Origin of the sequence: Geosporobacter subterraneus DSM 17957 (genome assembly GCF_900142145.1) — a bacterium.
Classification (GTDB): Bacteria; Bacillota; Clostridia; order Peptostreptococcales; family Thermotaleaceae; genus Geosporobacter; species Geosporobacter subterraneus.
Genome location: NZ_FQZV01000073.1, coordinates 1 through 15,600 on the forward strand (window position 1 = coordinate 1; position 15,600 = coordinate 15,600).

Annotated in this window: 20 protein-coding genes and 1 pseudogene; 16 read left to right on the forward strand and 5 right to left on the reverse strand. The window is 39.1% G+C overall.

Annotated features, from left to right (window positions below):
* A pseudogene (locus BUB56_RS19715) lies at positions 1-186 on the reverse strand (ISNCY family transposase); the annotation flags it as partial.
* A 164-nt stretch (positions 187-350) separates the two neighbouring features.
* Here BUB56_RS19715 and BUB56_RS17735 point away from each other — a divergent pair.
* From BUB56_RS17735 to BUB56_RS17765, 7 genes are all read left to right on the forward strand, one after another.
* Positions 351-1,790 carry a sodium:solute symporter family protein gene (locus BUB56_RS17735; protein WP_110942596.1) on the forward strand — a complete coding sequence of 480 codons (1,440 nt, stop codon included), beginning with the start codon at positions 351-353 and terminating at the stop codon, positions 1,788-1,790.
* 120 nt (positions 1,791-1,910) lie between these two features.
* Entirely contained in the window at positions 1,911-2,672 is a 762-nt protein-coding gene (locus BUB56_RS17740) for an FCD domain-containing protein (RefSeq protein ID WP_190014716.1), read from the forward strand.
* Positions 2,669-2,944: a (2Fe-2S)-binding protein gene (locus tag BUB56_RS17745; RefSeq protein WP_110942598.1), complete on the forward strand. Its 276-nt coding sequence runs from the start codon at positions 2,669-2,671 to the stop codon at positions 2,942-2,944. The genes BUB56_RS17740 and BUB56_RS17745 overlap by 4 nt, the downstream gene beginning before the upstream one ends.
* 51 nt (positions 2,945-2,995) lie before the next feature.
* Complete coding sequence (gene dapA, locus BUB56_RS17750; RefSeq protein ID WP_110942599.1) at positions 2,996-3,871, forward strand: 4-hydroxy-tetrahydrodipicolinate synthase; 876 nt, start codon at positions 2,996-2,998, stop codon at positions 3,869-3,871.
* Between the two features lie 19 nt (positions 3,872-3,890).
* On the forward strand, positions 3,891-4,217 hold the full coding sequence (locus tag BUB56_RS17755; RefSeq protein WP_110942600.1) for a (2Fe-2S)-binding protein: 327 nt from the start codon (positions 3,891-3,893) through the stop codon (positions 4,215-4,217).
* A complete protein-coding gene (locus BUB56_RS17760; protein ID WP_207650464.1) occupies positions 4,210-5,310 on the forward strand; it encodes an NAD(P)/FAD-dependent oxidoreductase in 1,101 nt (366 codons plus the stop codon). Before BUB56_RS17755 ends, BUB56_RS17760 begins: the two co-directional genes overlap by 8 nt.
* On the forward strand, positions 5,307-5,810 hold the full coding sequence (locus BUB56_RS17765) for an NADH-quinone oxidoreductase subunit I (RefSeq protein ID WP_110942602.1): 504 nt from the start codon (positions 5,307-5,309) through the stop codon (positions 5,808-5,810). Before BUB56_RS17760 ends, BUB56_RS17765 begins: the two co-directional genes overlap by 4 nt.
* 23 nt (positions 5,811-5,833) lie before the next feature.
* Here BUB56_RS17765 and BUB56_RS17770 read toward each other — a convergent pair whose 3' ends face one another.
* Positions 5,834-6,601 (reverse strand): HpcH/HpaI aldolase family protein, encoded by a 768-nt coding sequence (locus BUB56_RS17770; protein ID WP_110942603.1) that lies wholly within the window; start codon positions 6,599-6,601, stop codon positions 5,834-5,836.
* Positions 6,602-6,738: 137 nt separating this feature from the next.
* Positions 6,739-7,404, reverse strand: a complete 666-nt coding sequence (locus tag BUB56_RS17775; protein ID WP_110942604.1) for an MgtC/SapB family protein — start codon at positions 7,402-7,404, stop codon at positions 6,739-6,741.
* 214 nt (positions 7,405-7,618) lie between these two features.
* Here BUB56_RS17775 and BUB56_RS17780 point away from each other — a divergent pair, with 214 nt between their 5' ends.
* The 8 genes from BUB56_RS17780 to spoVAE all read left to right on the forward strand — a co-directional run bounded on the left by BUB56_RS17780 (position 7,619) and on the right by spoVAE (position 13,404).
* Complete coding sequence (locus BUB56_RS17780; protein ID WP_110942605.1) at positions 7,619-8,575, forward strand: L-threonine 3-dehydrogenase; 957 nt, start codon at positions 7,619-7,621, stop codon at positions 8,573-8,575.
* 143 nt (positions 8,576-8,718) lie between these two features.
* Entirely contained in the window at positions 8,719-9,879 is a 1,161-nt protein-coding gene (locus BUB56_RS17785) for an iron-containing alcohol dehydrogenase family protein (protein WP_110942606.1), read from the forward strand.
* A gap of 200 nt (positions 9,880-10,079) precedes the next feature.
* Positions 10,080-10,250 carry a hypothetical protein gene (locus BUB56_RS19580; protein WP_190014718.1) on the forward strand — a complete coding sequence of 57 codons (171 nt, stop codon included), beginning with the start codon at positions 10,080-10,082 and terminating at the stop codon, positions 10,248-10,250.
* 208 nt (positions 10,251-10,458) lie between these two features.
* Entirely contained in the window at positions 10,459-10,665 is a 207-nt protein-coding gene (locus BUB56_RS17790; protein WP_110942607.1) for a DUF1657 domain-containing protein, read from the forward strand.
* A gap of 13 nt (positions 10,666-10,678) precedes the next feature.
* Complete coding sequence (locus BUB56_RS17795) at positions 10,679-11,539, forward strand: DUF421 domain-containing protein (protein ID WP_110942608.1); 861 nt, start codon at positions 10,679-10,681, stop codon at positions 11,537-11,539.
* A gap of 11 nt (positions 11,540-11,550) precedes the next feature.
* The gene (gene spoVAC / locus BUB56_RS17800) at positions 11,551-12,030 is read left to right on the forward strand and encodes a stage V sporulation protein AC (protein ID WP_110942609.1); all 480 of its coding nucleotides are present in this window, start codon (positions 11,551-11,553) and stop codon (positions 12,028-12,030) included.
* Positions 12,031-13,032 carry a stage V sporulation protein AD gene (gene spoVAD, locus BUB56_RS17805; RefSeq protein ID WP_110942610.1) on the forward strand — a complete coding sequence of 334 codons (1,002 nt, stop codon included), beginning with the start codon at positions 12,031-12,033 and terminating at the stop codon, positions 13,030-13,032.
* 18 nt (positions 13,033-13,050) lie between these two features.
* Positions 13,051-13,404, forward strand: coding sequence for a stage V sporulation protein AE (gene spoVAE / locus BUB56_RS17810; protein WP_110942611.1), 354 nt, complete (start codon positions 13,051-13,053; stop codon positions 13,402-13,404).
* 122 nt (positions 13,405-13,526) lie between these two features.
* On the opposite strand, the gene BUB56_RS17815 is transcribed toward spoVAE, so the two are convergent.
* Both BUB56_RS17815 and BUB56_RS17820 read right to left on the reverse strand, forming a co-directional pair.
* Complete coding sequence (locus BUB56_RS17815) at positions 13,527-13,721, reverse strand: hypothetical protein (RefSeq protein ID WP_110942612.1); 195 nt, start codon at positions 13,719-13,721, stop codon at positions 13,527-13,529.
* Positions 13,722-13,820: 99 nt separating this feature from the next.
* Entirely contained in the window at positions 13,821-14,276 is a 456-nt protein-coding gene (locus BUB56_RS17820; RefSeq protein WP_110942613.1) for a YaaR family protein, read from the reverse strand.
* A gap of 148 nt (positions 14,277-14,424) precedes the next feature.
* On the opposite strand from BUB56_RS17820, the gene BUB56_RS17825 reads away from it, so the two are divergent.
* On the forward strand, positions 14,425-15,465 hold the full coding sequence (locus BUB56_RS17825; RefSeq protein WP_110942614.1) for a nucleoid-associated protein: 1,041 nt from the start codon (positions 14,425-14,427) through the stop codon (positions 15,463-15,465).
* The last annotated feature ends 135 nt before the right edge of the window (positions 15,466-15,600 follow it).

A 15,600-nucleotide genomic window follows, 5' to 3' on the forward strand; every position in this document is an offset into this window, starting at 1 on the left:
AAGAGAATAGTCTCGATTGGTACCTAGTGAAGAATAATACTTTTGATAAAAAGAAAAAGGGATAAACGGAGTAATATCAATATGTTGCTTTAATAGAGAAAGTAGATTATTTTGATCCTGATGAAAGAACTTATCAAATTCAGATGAGATATCACAAAGATTTAATTGTTTCGCTGAAATTGGCATAAGTTTCTCCTTTCTTGTAAGTTTTGAGTTATGTACAATTTCACAATGTATATATACCCAAAACGGGGGAAACTTAGCCATTTCAATAGATTAAAATGCAGTATTTGTGCGAGTTGTAGAGTTCTGCAACGAGCTATATAATAAATAAAAAAGGGGGATTTTGAATGAGTTTAGGAGCATCGTTATGGATCATCACAATTCTTATGTGTGGCGCATTTCTTTATATTTCCTGGAAATTTAAAGATGACGCGCAATCGAGCTTTTCAAACTATGCTATCGGTGGAAAGTCCTTCCCAATGTATCTAATCTTCTTTACCCAGTTCGCTACAATCATGGGTGTTGGCAATTTCGTAGGTCATGCTGGCAGCGGATATAAGGTAGGATTACCTTGGATGGCATTTATTCTTGGAGAGCAGGGATCAAAAATTATTTTTGCTTTATTCTTTGCGGGTTTAGCAGGTAGATTTACTTATAATACCTTCCCGGAGATGATCGATGATTTAATTACAAGAGATAAAGTTACAAGAGCACTTGCAGGCTTATTGGCATCTATGATTATGATTGCTTGGGTAGGCGGACAGGGAAAAGCCTTTGGTAATATTTTCAACATTGCAACCGGTGCTGATCCGATTCCCATAATTTTAATGTTTACAGCAGTTTTTATTTTATATACCACATTAGGCGGCATTTATTCTGTAGTATGGACTGATTTGCTTCAGGGTATCTTAGTTGTTATTTTTGGAACTGCATTCTACATTTATGCCTTCTCACCTGTAAGCTGGAGTATGGCTGAACTGGGTACCCGTTTAGCTGAGGTTGGCAAAGCAGAATTGTGGACATTTGGCAATACAAACAGTATAGAACTTCTAACAAAATTTGTAACAGGATGTGTGGGAATACTCGTGGCCCAGATTTACTGGCAAAGATGTTTCTCTGCGAAGGACAGTAGGACAGCTAGAAATGGATTATTATACAGTGGAATTATTGCCATTATTATGGTTATGTTAACTGCATTGGTTGGTATGGTAATTTTGACATTGAATCAGGAACTGAAGCCAGACGATGCCATGCCTTGGTTTATGATGAACTACGTACCAACAGGAATTTCTGCAATAATTTTTGCATTAATATTGGCAGCTGGTATGTCTTCTGCAGACTCTAACCTCAACTCCGCTTCTATACTAGTAGTAAACGACCTTATTAAGCCTTTCAAGGAAGATGCATCGGATGCAGAACTGGTAAAATATGCAAAAGTTTTAACCGTGGTGATTGGTTTATTTGCAGGATTAGCAGCTATCTATGCCAGTTCTATATTAGGACTCTTTTCTAAGGCTTATGCCATGGCAGGAGGAGGTTTAGTACCATTATTGCTGGTGGGGTTATTGTGGAAAGAGCGGCCTAACGAAGAATTTGAAATGGGTAAAAAGAACAGTAAAGTTACACCTTGGGGTGCAAGAGTTGGTATTGTAGTAGGTTCTGTTTTAACACAAGTTACTGCACTAGGACCGAATAGAGTATTGATCGCCCTAGCGATTTCGGCTGTATTAATTATACTGGTATCCAGTATGACCAAAGGTTCAAGCGGTGAAAAGCAGGCTGTTTAGGTGTTGCAAAAATATGATATGACAGGCATGATTAAAGGGTATGATCTTGCCTGTCATATCCCATTAAAAGGTTAATATGGATAGGTATAGATGCAAAAGACTAGTTTGGAGGAGAAAAAAATGAAACAAATATTAGATGAAAAAGAAATTATCGTGCTAGAGTGTATTGCATCATCTCAAGGTCCAATAGGATCTTGGTATTTGGTTGAGAAGCTGGAAGAGCGGCAAATCAATATTAGTTCAGCGACTATAGGAAGGATATTGAATCATCTGGAGAAGTTAGGCTATGTAGAAAAAGAGAGATTTAAAGGGAGAATCATTACCAAGCAGGGTATCGAGGCATTAGAAAAAGCCCGTACTATAGAAAAAATAAACTATCATAAGAGTGAACTGGACAAAATGATCAGTACAAAGGTGCTGGAAGACTATATTATGGTGTTGCAGGCTAGAAAAGCTATTGAAAGAGAAACCGCGCGGCTTGCGGCGCAAAATATCACCGAACAGGAAATTCAACAGATAGATGGGATATTGCTGAGGCAGGAGGAACGATATAGGAATAAGCAGAGCATTGCCGAGGATGATATAAGCTTTCATAAGGCTATTGCAAAGGCCTCTAGAAATGCTGTACTTGATTCCTTGTACTCTATCATTTCAACCTATGGTCAGCAGTCTAGACTGTTTGAAAAAATAAGAGCTCAAGTGAAATCACCTTATATGATATCCCACAGAGATATATTCAACGCCATTCGGATGCACGACGAAGAGGCAGCTGAAAAGGCTATGATGCAGCATATGGAAAATCTAATTCATGACGTGACTGTGTATTGGGATGAATATAATGATCATATCTATGAAGAGGAATTTGAGGGGGCTGAACAATGAAGGATGAGATTATTTGCAGATGTGAGGAGATAACGAAAGAGGAGATAGAAAAGGCAATTTTTGAAGGTGCTACAACAGTAAATGAGATAAAAAGGTGGACGAGAGCAGGTATGGGGTTATGCCAGGGAAGAACCTGCCGAAGATTAGTAGAAAGAATTCTGGCAGAGAAAATGAATATCCAATTAGAGAATGTAAAGCCTTCAACCTATAGACAGCCTGTCAGACCCATAAAAATGGAATTGTTGTGCAGGGAACCGAGTTCGGCAGAATAGATTTATATGAGCATGCATTATGTTATCTAAAAGATTGAAGGGGGAAGCGGAATGAAAGCATGGGGGCGTTTGATTACAGCTATGGTAACACCCTTTGACGACCATATGGAAGTGGATTATACAAAGGCTGTGAAGCTGGCACAAAAACTTGTCTCGGAAGGAACAACTGCTTTGGTTGTGGCAGGAACTACCGGGGAATCTCCAACCTTGCTTGATGAAGAGAAAATAATGCTATTTAAAACTCTGAAGGAGAAAGTAGAGGTACCCATTATAGCAGGTGTTGGAACGAATTCTACAGCTGCTACAATAGAAAATTGTAAAAAGGCCTTGCGCTGCGGCGTGGATGGTTTACTGGTAGTAGTACCTTATTATAACAAGCCAAACCAGGAATCACTGTACGCCCATTTTGAAGCTGTTGCAAAAGCAGTGGAAGCTCCTCTAATGTTGTACAATGTTCCGGGAAGAACCGGAACCAATATGCTTCCGGAAACATTGGGAAAGCTCTCGAAAATTGAAAATATCGTGGCATTAAAAGAAGCCAGTGGAAATATAGCCCAGTTATCTGAAATGATACAAAAAACCGATGATGAATTTTTGATCTTTACTGGCGATGATGTACTTACTCTGCCAAGTCTTTCAGTAGGCGCTTATGGAGTCGTCAGCGTTGCTGCTCAGGTGGTGGGAAAAGAAATGAAAGCTATGATCGAGGCATATTTAAATGGTGCTATTGGCGAAGCAGCTGAAATGCACCTAAGACTGCTCAATATATTCCATAACCTGTTTATTACGACAAATCCGATCCCAGTAAAAGCAGCACTAAATATGATCGGCATGAAGGTGGGCGATCCCAGGCTGCCATTAACAGCTGCGCAGCCATCGGTAAAGGCTGAAATTCAAAGGACGCTTAGAGAGCTCAACCTAGTTTAATCAGAAAGGAATGATAAGCATGGGAAGAATCGCAGAACATCCCATTCTAGGTGAAATGAAATCATCGAAGGAGATAGAAATTATCGTCGATGGAAAACCCTATAGTGCCTTGGAAGGGGAGATGATCGCAGCAGCACTGATTGCTAACGGCATCCAGACTTTTCGATATACAAAACATAAAGGACCTAGAGGAATATACTGTGGAATCGGCAGATGTACAGACTGCATCATGATCGTCAATGGTGTCCCTAATGTAAGGACCTGCATAACACCTGTACAGGATGGGATGAGAATAGAGACGCAACATGGAACAGGCGTATGGAAAAGGGGGGATGACCATGCATAAGGCTTCTGTTGTCATTATTGGAGCTGGTCCTGCCGGCCTCTGTGCTGCTATAGAAGCGGCGAAAGCCGGGGCAAAAGTACTAGTCTTAGATGAAAATCTAAAGCCTGGGGGACAATTGTTCAAACAGATACATAAATTTTTCGGATCTAAAGAACATAAGGCGGGCACCCGGGGCTATGAAATTGGAGTGGAGCTTTTAAAAGAAGCAGAAGTGCTTAACATTGATGTATGGCTAAACACAGAGGTATGTGGGATAGACAAAGAGAAAAACATTTGGGCAGTTCGAAATGGGAAGGATGCAGTACATATCGCAGCGGAAAGAATTATCCTTGCAACCGGAGCCATAGAGAATGCAGTTGCTTTTCCCGGTTGGACCCTTCCGGGAGTTATGGGTGCGGGAGCAGCACAAACCATGATTAATATTCACAGAGTATTGCCTGGGAAAAGAGTTGTGATGCTAGGATCCGGAAACGTAGGAGTGATAGTGTCCTATCAGTTAATGCAAGCAGGGGCCGACGTCAGTGCAATTGTTGAAGCATCACCGACTTTAGGCGGTTACGGTGTACATACAGCGAAAGTACGCAGAGCTGGGGTGCCCTTTTATACTTCCCATTCAATTTCTAAAGTTATTGGAAAAGAAAAAGTTGAGGCTGTTGAAATTGTTGCACTAGACCAGCAGTGGAGACCAATAAATGGCACAAAAAAGGTTTTGGAAGCAGACACGATTTGTCTGGCAGCAGGTTTATCCCCGTTGACAGAATTGGCTTGGATTGCCGGATGTCAATTTCATTATATTCCGGAGTTAGGAGGCCATTTGCCTATTCATAACCGGTATATGGAGACCACTGCTGCAGGTATTTATGTGGCTGGAGATATTACAGGGATCGAGGAAGCCAGTACAGCCATGGAAGAGGGCATGTTAGCAGGAATTAATGCTGCAGCTTCACTAGGTTTTTATAGTCAAAAAGAGAAAGAACAATTGTCAGCAATCGTATGGGACCGGTTAGATGCTCTCAGATGCGGATACTTTGGGCAAAAGAGAAAAACGGCTAAAGAAAGAATGATATCGGTCGGAAAGAAGGTAATTGGATGATACAAGGTGCATTGAAAACCACAGGTGCTCCATCTTTAGAGGAATTGAAAAAGTCTCCTGCTTTTCCCAGGGCAGAAGACTATCAGATAGGACCCATTGCAGTAATAGAGTGCATTGAAGAAATACCTTGCAATCCCTGTGAGACCTCTTGTCCAAAGGGCTCTATAAGTATTGGCAAGCCAATTACTAATCTGCCTCGGATCGATTTTAATCGATGTTCCGGTTGCGGAATCTGTGTTGCAGCCTGTCCCGGGCTAGCCATATACATTAAGGATTATACTTATTCACAGGATGAAGCCCTAGTTACTTTTCCCTATGAATATATACCTTTGCCGGAGCCTGGAGATACTGTGATATTGGTAAATCGTCAGGGGCAGGAAATATGTGAGGGTCTTGTAAAAAAGGTTAATAGCGCGAAAGCATTTCAGCAGACAACTTTAGTGAGTGTGAGTTATCCAAAACAACATTTTGAAGAGGTTGTCAATATGAAACGACGATAAGCATGGAGTTATTCCACATCATGTTAAACACTCTCAGACAGTTTGCTTATTTCAGTCTTATAGATTTTTGCCAGCAGTGTGGTGTCCATACCGATGGCAATGTACTTAAAACCTTGTGCCGCTCTTCGCTGTGCCTGTTGTCCATCAGTAACAAAAATACCTGGAACTTTTCCTGCATCAGTAGTGACCTGAATTACTTTTTCAACCACTTCGTCCATTAAAGGGTGATATACTTGCCCGGGAATACCAAGGGATTGGGACATATCAAAGGGGCCTAGAAAAATAACATCTACTTCAGGTACAGCAGCAATGGCCTCTAAGTTTGCAAGTCCTTGTCTATTTTCACAATGCACAATCACCATTGTTTCTTCATTTGATTTTTCGAAATATGTAAGAGGATCAATCGTTCCGTAGCGGGCAGATCGAGGCATAGCAATACCGCGGTTGCCTATAGGAAAATACTTTGCCCCATTAATTACTGCTGCGGCTGATTCCCGGTCGTTGATTTGTGGAACCTGTATTCCATGGGCGCCAACATCTAGAGTTCGTAGAATCGTAGTAGGGGCGGCATCGGAAACTCTTACGATTGGCGTCATATCATGAAGCTCCGCTGCGCGAATAAGATGCTGCGTTGATTCTACTGATAATGGTCCGTGTTCTGTATCGATAATTACAAAGTCGAATCCAGACAATCCAGCAATTTCAATAATGTCAGGAGAATTTATCACTACGAAGGTACCAAAGGCTGTCCTACCAGCCTTTAACTTTTTTTTGAGTCTGTTTGAGAACAATTTAATTCCTCCTAAATAAAGATCATGATGCAAACTAAATCATTTTATTCAAATCCGTATCAATAACAAGACTCCAGCTATAATATTCACTAATTCTTGATAGGAGGGAAAAATCCTTCTAATAAAAAAACTAAACTCTAGTGAAGGATTTCCACAGATTGAACGGTATCCAGCTCCGAGAGATGATCCATCAGATCAACCTTTGAAAGACGTCTAGGTAAAATTAAAGTTAGCTCAACGATAACATGCTGTTCGTCGGCAGGATTCATCGAAATATTTGTTATTGAGACATTATGATTGCCCAGCTCTGTTGTGATTTTTCCAAGCTGTCCTGGTCTGTTGATTATTGTAACCCGGATAATTGCGCCATTGTTTTTTTTGTTCAGATATCTTTCAAATTTAGAGAATATGATTAGGATCATAAGTATGAAGCCGGTTGCAGCAATTGCACCAATATAGAATCCGGCCCCTGTTGCAATGCCAATCCCTGCAACAGCCCAAAGGCTTGCGGCTGTGGTTAATCCTTTTACCGAGGAACCGTCTCTTATGATTGTTCCTGCACCCAAAAATCCAATACCGCTGACTACCTGTGCACCAAGACGGGCAGGGTCCATATTCGTATAATCTATAAATTCATAGAATAAAAAAATACCGGATAACATAATTAGCGTAGAACCAATACATACTAATATATGGGTTCTAAAGCCTGCAGGACGATTAATGCTTTCACGCTCCATGCCGATGAGACCTCCTAGCAGGCAGGATAGGCCTAAACGCATCATGATATCTGTCAAACTTAGCATGTTAATCCCTCATTTTCATAAAGAATACTATGAGTTTGCTTTATAGTATTGTTTTCTTGTTAAAATGGTTTCATTTTTAATCAAATACTATAAAAAAAATTGCTTATCCATAAAAATTTTTTAATAATTATATTGTATAAATTGAAGCTACATTTTAAACTTATATTGGGTAGAATAAATATATAGTAATAATATATAAACGAGGAGTGAAAACATGAAAAAAGTTCTTGTAACAGGTGCATTAGGACAGATTGGTTCAGAACTGGTTCTAGAGATGAGAAAAATATATGGTGATAAAAATATCATTGCTAGCAGCAGAAGTGTAGAAGATAACCCGAAGGTTATGGAATCAGGCCCTTTTGAGCTGGTAGATGTTCTTGAGCCCCAGCAAATTGCTGATGCAGTGAATAAGCATAATGTAGATACAGTAATCCATTTAGCGGCGATTCTTTCGGCGGTGGGAGAGGCCAACCCTGCCCTGGCATGGAAAATAAACGTGGAAGGATTGTTCCATGTACTAGAGGTGGCCAGAGAGAAAAATCTATCGGTATTTACACCTAGCTCGATTGCAGCGTTTGGCCCTTCTACACCCAAGGATCAAACGCCTCAGGATACACTCCAGCGTCCTAATACGATGTATGGTGTTACAAAAGTATCTGGTGAACTGCTTTGTGATTACTATTATGAAAAATTTGGAGTAGATACTAGAGGCGTCCGATTCCCTGGATTGATCTCCTATGAAACATTACCCGGCGGTGGAACAACGGATTATGCTGTACATATTTATTATGAGGCTTTAAAGAATGGAAAATATACCTGCTATTTGAAGGAAGATACGTATATGGATATGATGTATATGCCTGATGCCTTGCAGGCAATTATACAATTGGCTGAGGCAGATCCTTCAAGGCTAAGACATAGAAATGCCTTCAATGTAACTGCAATGAGTTTCTCCCCAAAAGAAATAGGAGAAGAAATTAAAAAACATATACCCGGATTTACTATGGACTATCAAGTAGACCCTATACGTCAGAAAATTGCAGATTCATGGCCTAATTCCTTAGATGATCAGGCTGCAAGAGAAGAATGGGGATGGAAGCCAAAATATGATCTTGGAGCAATGACACAAGATATGCTTGAAAAGCTGCGCAATAAACTTAACATTAAGTAAGTGGGAAAAAACTATCCTCAGGAAATTTGAGGATAGTTTTTTTATTGTCATAAAGGTTGAAATGAATACTTTCCGAAAATAGTAATAATTGCTAATATGTGATAAAATGGAATAAAATTGAAAACTTATTAGGGGGATTAATCATGGAGTTCCAATTCTTAGTTCCTGTTAAAATTGTTTTCGGACAGGGAAAAATCAAAGAGACTGGTAACCTGTGCAAAAGCTTAGGCACTAGAGCTGTTATTGTGACGGGAAAGAATTCAGCTAAAAAGTCGAGCGCCCTGGATCGTTTATTAGAAAGTCTGGAAACAGAAAATATATCAGCTGTAGTATATGACCAAGTTGTGGGTGAGCCCGATGTGATAGCAGTAGATCGGGGAGTCACGTTCCTCAAAGAAGAAGGCTGTGATATGGTTATAGGGTTAGGAGGCGGAAGTGCACTGGATGTGGCTAAGACAATGGCCATGATAGCTGTACATGGAGGCTCTGCCCAGAATTATTTTGGGGCAAAGGCGAGCCAAAGCTTAATGCTTAAGGATGGTTTGCCATTTATAGCTGTTCCGACCACATCGGGGACTGCCAGTGAAGTAACACGGAATGCGGTTATCAAAAACTTGGAGAATGGATTAAAGCAGAGCATTTATGCAGATAATATGTTTGCAAAACTCGCAATCCTTGATCCGGATTTAACCTTAACGGCTCCGCCAAAGGTAACGGCTGAGGCAGGAATGGACGCCTTCACCCACGGGCTGGAGTCCTATTTATCAATAAAAGCCAATCCACTTACAGAAGCATTATCTTACAAAGCAGTAGGATTGATATTCAATAGTCTGGAAAGAGCAGTAAAAAATAGTCTGGATATTGAGGCGAGAAAAAACATGACTTTAGGCAGTCTAATCGCTGGAGTTTCTTTTGGAAATGCTGGCTTAGGCCTGTGTCACGGTATCAGCCCTGCACTTGGCAGTCTTTATCCTGTAACCCATGGCGTATCCAATGCGGTATTGTTGCCCTATGTACTAGAGTATAATAAGGACATTGCTTTTAATAAAATTTCTGATTTATACCTGTTTTTAGATGAAAGAGATGATCATTTATCCACCTATCATAAAGCAGATATCGTGATTGATAAAATAAGGGAACTTAACAATCGTATAGGTATTCCAGAGAGATTAAGAGAGATCGGTGTGGAAAGAAAGGATTTCGCTAGACTGGTGGAGTTAACCTTTGAAGGAAGATCGGTATACAATAACCCCAAAAAGGTTTCTGCTCAAGATGTTTATAAACTTTTAGAAGCGGCATATTAAAAAGTGTGTTACAATATAAACAGATTTTCGATTTTTTTAGACATAAAGCCACAGTATCGTTTTTATTTAGACATAGATTATAGATTCTCTTAACAAAAATGGGGAATAAAGGGGAACGATTTTTTAAATAAGCAGTAGGAAATACCCTGCTTATATCGAAAAAGTATTGATGAACAGCTATAAAGCGAGGTGAATGCAGGGTGAAAGCTTTTTACTCCTTTTTTAGTATGGAACCGATTCCTGCAGAGGATATTCGGTTGCCGCAAGAAGCGGAGGAAGGGGATATTTATAGTTGCTTTGGACTACTTTATCAGGTAATTGGGCGATCGGTTGAGAATGACAAGATCATCTATCAAATGAAATTTATTTAAACCTATCAATAATAAAAAGGACATGAACACATTCATATGGATGTTCATGTCCTTTTTATTATTGATAATGAGCTTCCGGGCATAATCATGTTAATAGAGAAAAAATGGTAAGTCAGCCAATTGTTTTATATGAAATAATTCTGTTTATACTTGGAAAAATAATATTAGCTTTACATGGTAAAGAACAATTCATAAGGAGGTTGATTAGATGACAGTTAGTTCTCAAGTAAAGCAAACTTTAGCTGGTTTAAAGAATTGCCATAGTACACTTCGCATCTACGCAGTCCAGACACAAGATCAAGAAACAAGAAATGTATATGAAGAAGCTTTAGACACAACAAATGAAATTATTAAGAATCTAGAAGAAAGATTAAAAGCGATAGAATTTCAGGAACCACGATATAAAGGAAATTAAGCGAGGGGAATCTATGAAAGAATGGATAGAAGTATTGTTAAGGACAGTTGGGCTATTTATTGTTATTTTTGCGGCTATAAAGATCCTTGGAAATAATGCAATATCAAAGATTTCCTCTTTTCGTCTAATCAGCTATATCATAATAGCTATTGTGACAGCGCTGCTTTCTGCAAATGTAATAAAAAATATTTCTTTAGGCTTGTTGGTATTAGCTGTGTGGATATTACTACCATTAGCACTTGAATATTTATCGTTAAAAAGTAAATATGTTCATGATTTAGTATATGGAAAAGGCAAAGTAGTAATTAAGCAGGGAAAAGTTATGGAAGATCAATTAAAGCAGGCAAGGATGACTGGGGAAGAATTACTGAGTGAACTTAGGTCAAAGAATGCTTTTTTTATGGCTGATGTAGAATTTGCCATTATGGAGGCAAATGGGGAAATAAATGTATTATTAAAATCTGATAAGTTACCCATTACATCAAAGGCCATGGGTCAGAAAGTTGCTCCTAAGAGTGAACCACAAACCATTATATTGGACGGAAATGTCATCCATGAAGGTCTAAAGAACTTAGCTCTTAACGAAAAATGGCTTCAGCAGCAATTGGAAACAGCAGGTATTGCATTAGAAAACGTATTTATTGGTCAAGTTGATTCTTCTGGTGAATTATATATAGACACTTTTGATGATATGATTCAGCTTCCTCAACCAACAGTAAAAGAGCTGCTCTATGCAAATTTAGAAAAGAGTCATTCTGATCTTCTTGGTTATTCCCTTGAAACAAAAGATCAACAGACTAAAAATATGTATGAGCAAAACGCAAAAAAATTAGATGAAATTCTAAAAAAGCTTGAACCATATTTACTACGATAGAAGGTGGAAAAATGTCAAACAAAATGAAAAAAAAGCTTACACCAACACAACAACAGTATCAAGCTTTTGCAAAAGCAAGAGAGCCAAAGCGCTCTGTGCTATATAATTGTATAAAGGCATTTATCGCTGGAGGAACAATTTGTACAATTGGGCAAGGGGTACAATGGATGTTTACTACCTATTTTGACTTTACAGAAGTGACTGCAAGCAATCCCACAGTTGCAGTTATGATTATTATTTCCGTATTATTGACAGGTTTTGGAATATATGATCATATGGCTCAATGGGCTGGAGCCGGAACCATTATTCCTGTTACAGGCTTTGCCAATACCATGGCATCAGCAGCTATTGAACACCGAAGTGAGGGCTATGTACTAGGGGTTGGGGGGAATATGTTTAAAATATCGGGACCGGTCATTACTTTTGGTGTTTTTTCAGCATTTGTTGTAGCGCTCATAAAATTAATCATTCAAGGATTAGGTGGGATATAAATGCTTAAAGGTCATCAGACTTGGATTTTTCAATCAAAGCCTGTCATTTTGGCATCGGCTGCTGTTGGAGGACCCTTTGAGGCAGCAGGTGCACTCTCAGAAGATTTTGATATTCTGCATCAGGACATCTGGTTGGGGCAGGACAGCTTCGAAAAGGCAGAAAAAGTACTTCTTGAAGAAGCTGCTCAAAAAGCTATGGATAAAGCGGGCATAAAAAAGGAAGATGTACAGTTTTTTCTCAGTGGAGATTTAATGAATCAAATCATTTCCAGCAGCTTTGCAGCCAGAACCCTGGGGATGCCGTATCTAGGTATTTTTGGTGCTTGCTCCAGTTCCATGGAAGGTCTAGCTTTGGGAAGTTTGATCGTAGATAGCAAATCAGCAAATTATGTATTGGCAGCAGCATCCAGCCATAATGCGGCTGCAGAGAAGCAGTTTCGCTATCCAACGGAATACGGGGCTCAAAAGCCTCCTACAGCCCAATGGACCGTAACAGGTGCTGGAGCAGCTTTACTTGGACAAGAAGGGAATGGCCCTAGAGTAACATCGGCTACTATCGGACGGGTCATTGATATGGGGATTTCAGACCCATTCAACATGGGAGCAGCTATGGCCCCGGCTGCTGTAGACACTATTGAGGCGCATTTCAGGGATTTAAGTATTGACCCAACTTACTACGATGTGATTGCTACCGGAGACCTTGGCAAGGTGGGGCATAGAATAGCATCAGATTTGCTAACGGAGCATGGATTAATAATACCAGATAACATTCTCACCGACTGCGGATTAATGATTTATAAACCGGAGCAGCCAGTTATTGCAGGAGGCAGTGGATGTGCGTGCTCTGCAACAGTTACTTACGGACATTTTTTAAATCGAATGCGAGAGGGTAAGTTGAAACGGATTTTAATTGTAGCTACAGGTGCTTTGTTGTCACCTATGTCATATCAGCAAAAAGAAAGTATACCCTGTATAGCTCATGCTGTGTCCATAGAAATGTAAAAGAGAGGTGTAAAAATCATGGAGAAATTCTTCTGGGCCTTTGTAGTAGGAGGAGGAATCTGTGTTATTGGACAAATTATGCTGGATGTTTTTAAGTTAACCCCTGCGCATGTTACCAGTACTATGGTTGTAACGGGAGCTATATTGGGAGGACTTGGCTTATATGAACCGCTCATTAAATTTGCAGGTGGAGGAGCCTCTGTACCGATTACAAGCTTTGGCAATGCCCTTGTGAAGGGAGCATTGGCTGAGGCCAAGCGTAATGGTCTTGTTGGTGTACTAACAGGTATTTTTGAAGTAACCAGTGCAGGTATTTCTTCTGCGATTATTTTTGGTTTCATCGCAGCCTTAATATTCAAATCAAAAGGATAAAGCGTGAAGGTGAAAATAAAGCTCTAGCTAATTTATATTTTCCTGGACAATCAAAGAAGAATGGAAAATGCTGAAGGAGTAACAGGCATTTTTTCATTCTTCTTTTGATTATAAATGAATAATTATTTATTATTAGGCCTGCTGTCTGACATTTTAACAGCTATCACTGGTATTAGCCTGAAAAAGATAGGTATAAACAAAAAACCTATAATGCCGCCGAGCAAAGGGGGCAGTTTTCTTCTTTGTGCAACAATAATACCAATAACACTCTGTATGAGAGACAGAAAAAGCAGCAGCAGCCATCTAAATGCACTCATAGGATCATCTCCCTGTTTTAGTCTTTTTACTATTGTGGCATTTTTCCAAAAAAATATTAGCTGTAAAATGAAAAAAAGCGCCACAAAGGACGCTAAATTCTACATAAATATATCTAATAACAGGCCGCGGATGTCATCAAGCTTTTGCAATATGTGTATTCGGTCTTTTTCTTCCTGTAGAAAGTTTTGAGTCAGATCTTCTAATTCTGCATCAACCTGGCGGATAATAGAAAAAACACGATGACGGCCACGTCGATCAAGAAAGTTTTCCTTTTGAAACTTATGGGAGTTACGAACAGCCACATCTAGGAAATCCTTCACTAGTTTTTTGTATTTTACAAGATCTCCCAGGTACATATTTTTATCTAATCTTTCTCTCTGTTTATCGATCTCTGATAGCAGATGGGATAGCTTTTCAGTAGTTGAATCACCTTTCAATTGTTTAAACCGTACAGCAAAGCTATCAGAAAAATCTCTTTCTGTTTTTACAGCTTCACGAGAAAAAGTACGACTGGCTGGATTTTGCTTATGTAAATCGGTTACTTTTATACTCATCTGAATTTCACTCCAATAATATGATATGATCTCATATCTAATATTTCGGCAGAATAAAATAAAAAAATAGTTCTATTTTGAAACTAGCCTTATATATAGTATAATTTATGTTGATGTTTCTTACAATATCTAGGAAGGGGAACCCACCATGAGAAATATTGATGCGGTGATTGTGCGAAAGGCTATTATTCATGTTTTAGATAAAAGTGCGGATGCGCCTATTTTTACTGATTATGAACAAGAAATCATAGAAGATATTCACGAGTTTTTAGAAAAACATATTGTAAAAGCTTTAGAGGATGAAGAAAATAGAAAAGCAAAGTTTAGAGCAGGCACAACTGTTGTAAAAGATGCCTGTAAATTAATTTTTGAGAATGAAGAACAGTTTGTGGAGGCATCAAAGCTTATCGCAAATCAGCTGTTTAAAGCTATGAAGCAGAATAATCAGGTATCTTCAGCTGATTTGGTAGTTTGCCTATATGAAGCCCAGGAGCAAAACTATATTGGAATCTTAAAGATGGATTATAAAAAATCTTTCATACATAACCTGGAGTTTTTAGATGACAAATTAAAGATATCCATTATGCCTCAGTCTATTGGACTGCCAAACATGGGACAGCGCCTGCAAAAGTGTGCCTTTATTAGAGAAATAGAGGAAGGGGGAGACTTTGATTTGATCCTATTGGATAAACAGACCTATCGCGGGGATGATGAAGGCGAGGTAGCCCAGTTTTTTTCTAATCAGTTTTTAAACTGTGAAATTCTGGTAGACAGTAGAGATAAAACAAAGCTGTTTCGGCAGAGTGCAGAGAAATGGACAAGAAAGAACCTGAAGGATGACATTCAAAAGGCACAAGAAGTACGGGAGGAAGTAGCCGCAGCTTTAAAAAATGATATAGAAATTGACGTAGAAAAGTTTGTAATTGATGTATTCGGTAAAGATGTAGACCTTCAACAAAATTTTATCCAGCAGATGACTCAGGATGGATTAAGGGATCAGCAGTTCGATATAGACAAGGCATGGGTAGAAAAGAGAATGAAGCGAAGAGTAATAAAAACCGATACGGGAATAGAAATTAAGGCAGGCTATGAAGATTTTGATGATAAAATGAAATTTGAAATGCTGCCTCAGGGCGATGGTACAGTGGATATCATCATAAAGAATGTCCGAAGGATTAGTGAACGATAAGACCAGCTAATAAAAGTCAATAGGTTAGTTTAATTTTTTTAAAAAAGTAGTTTTTCTAAAAAGTGTACAGCAAAGCTAACCATTGGTAAAAGCCGAACAATGGCTTCTCTAAAGAGTTGAGTTTTATCTACCTAA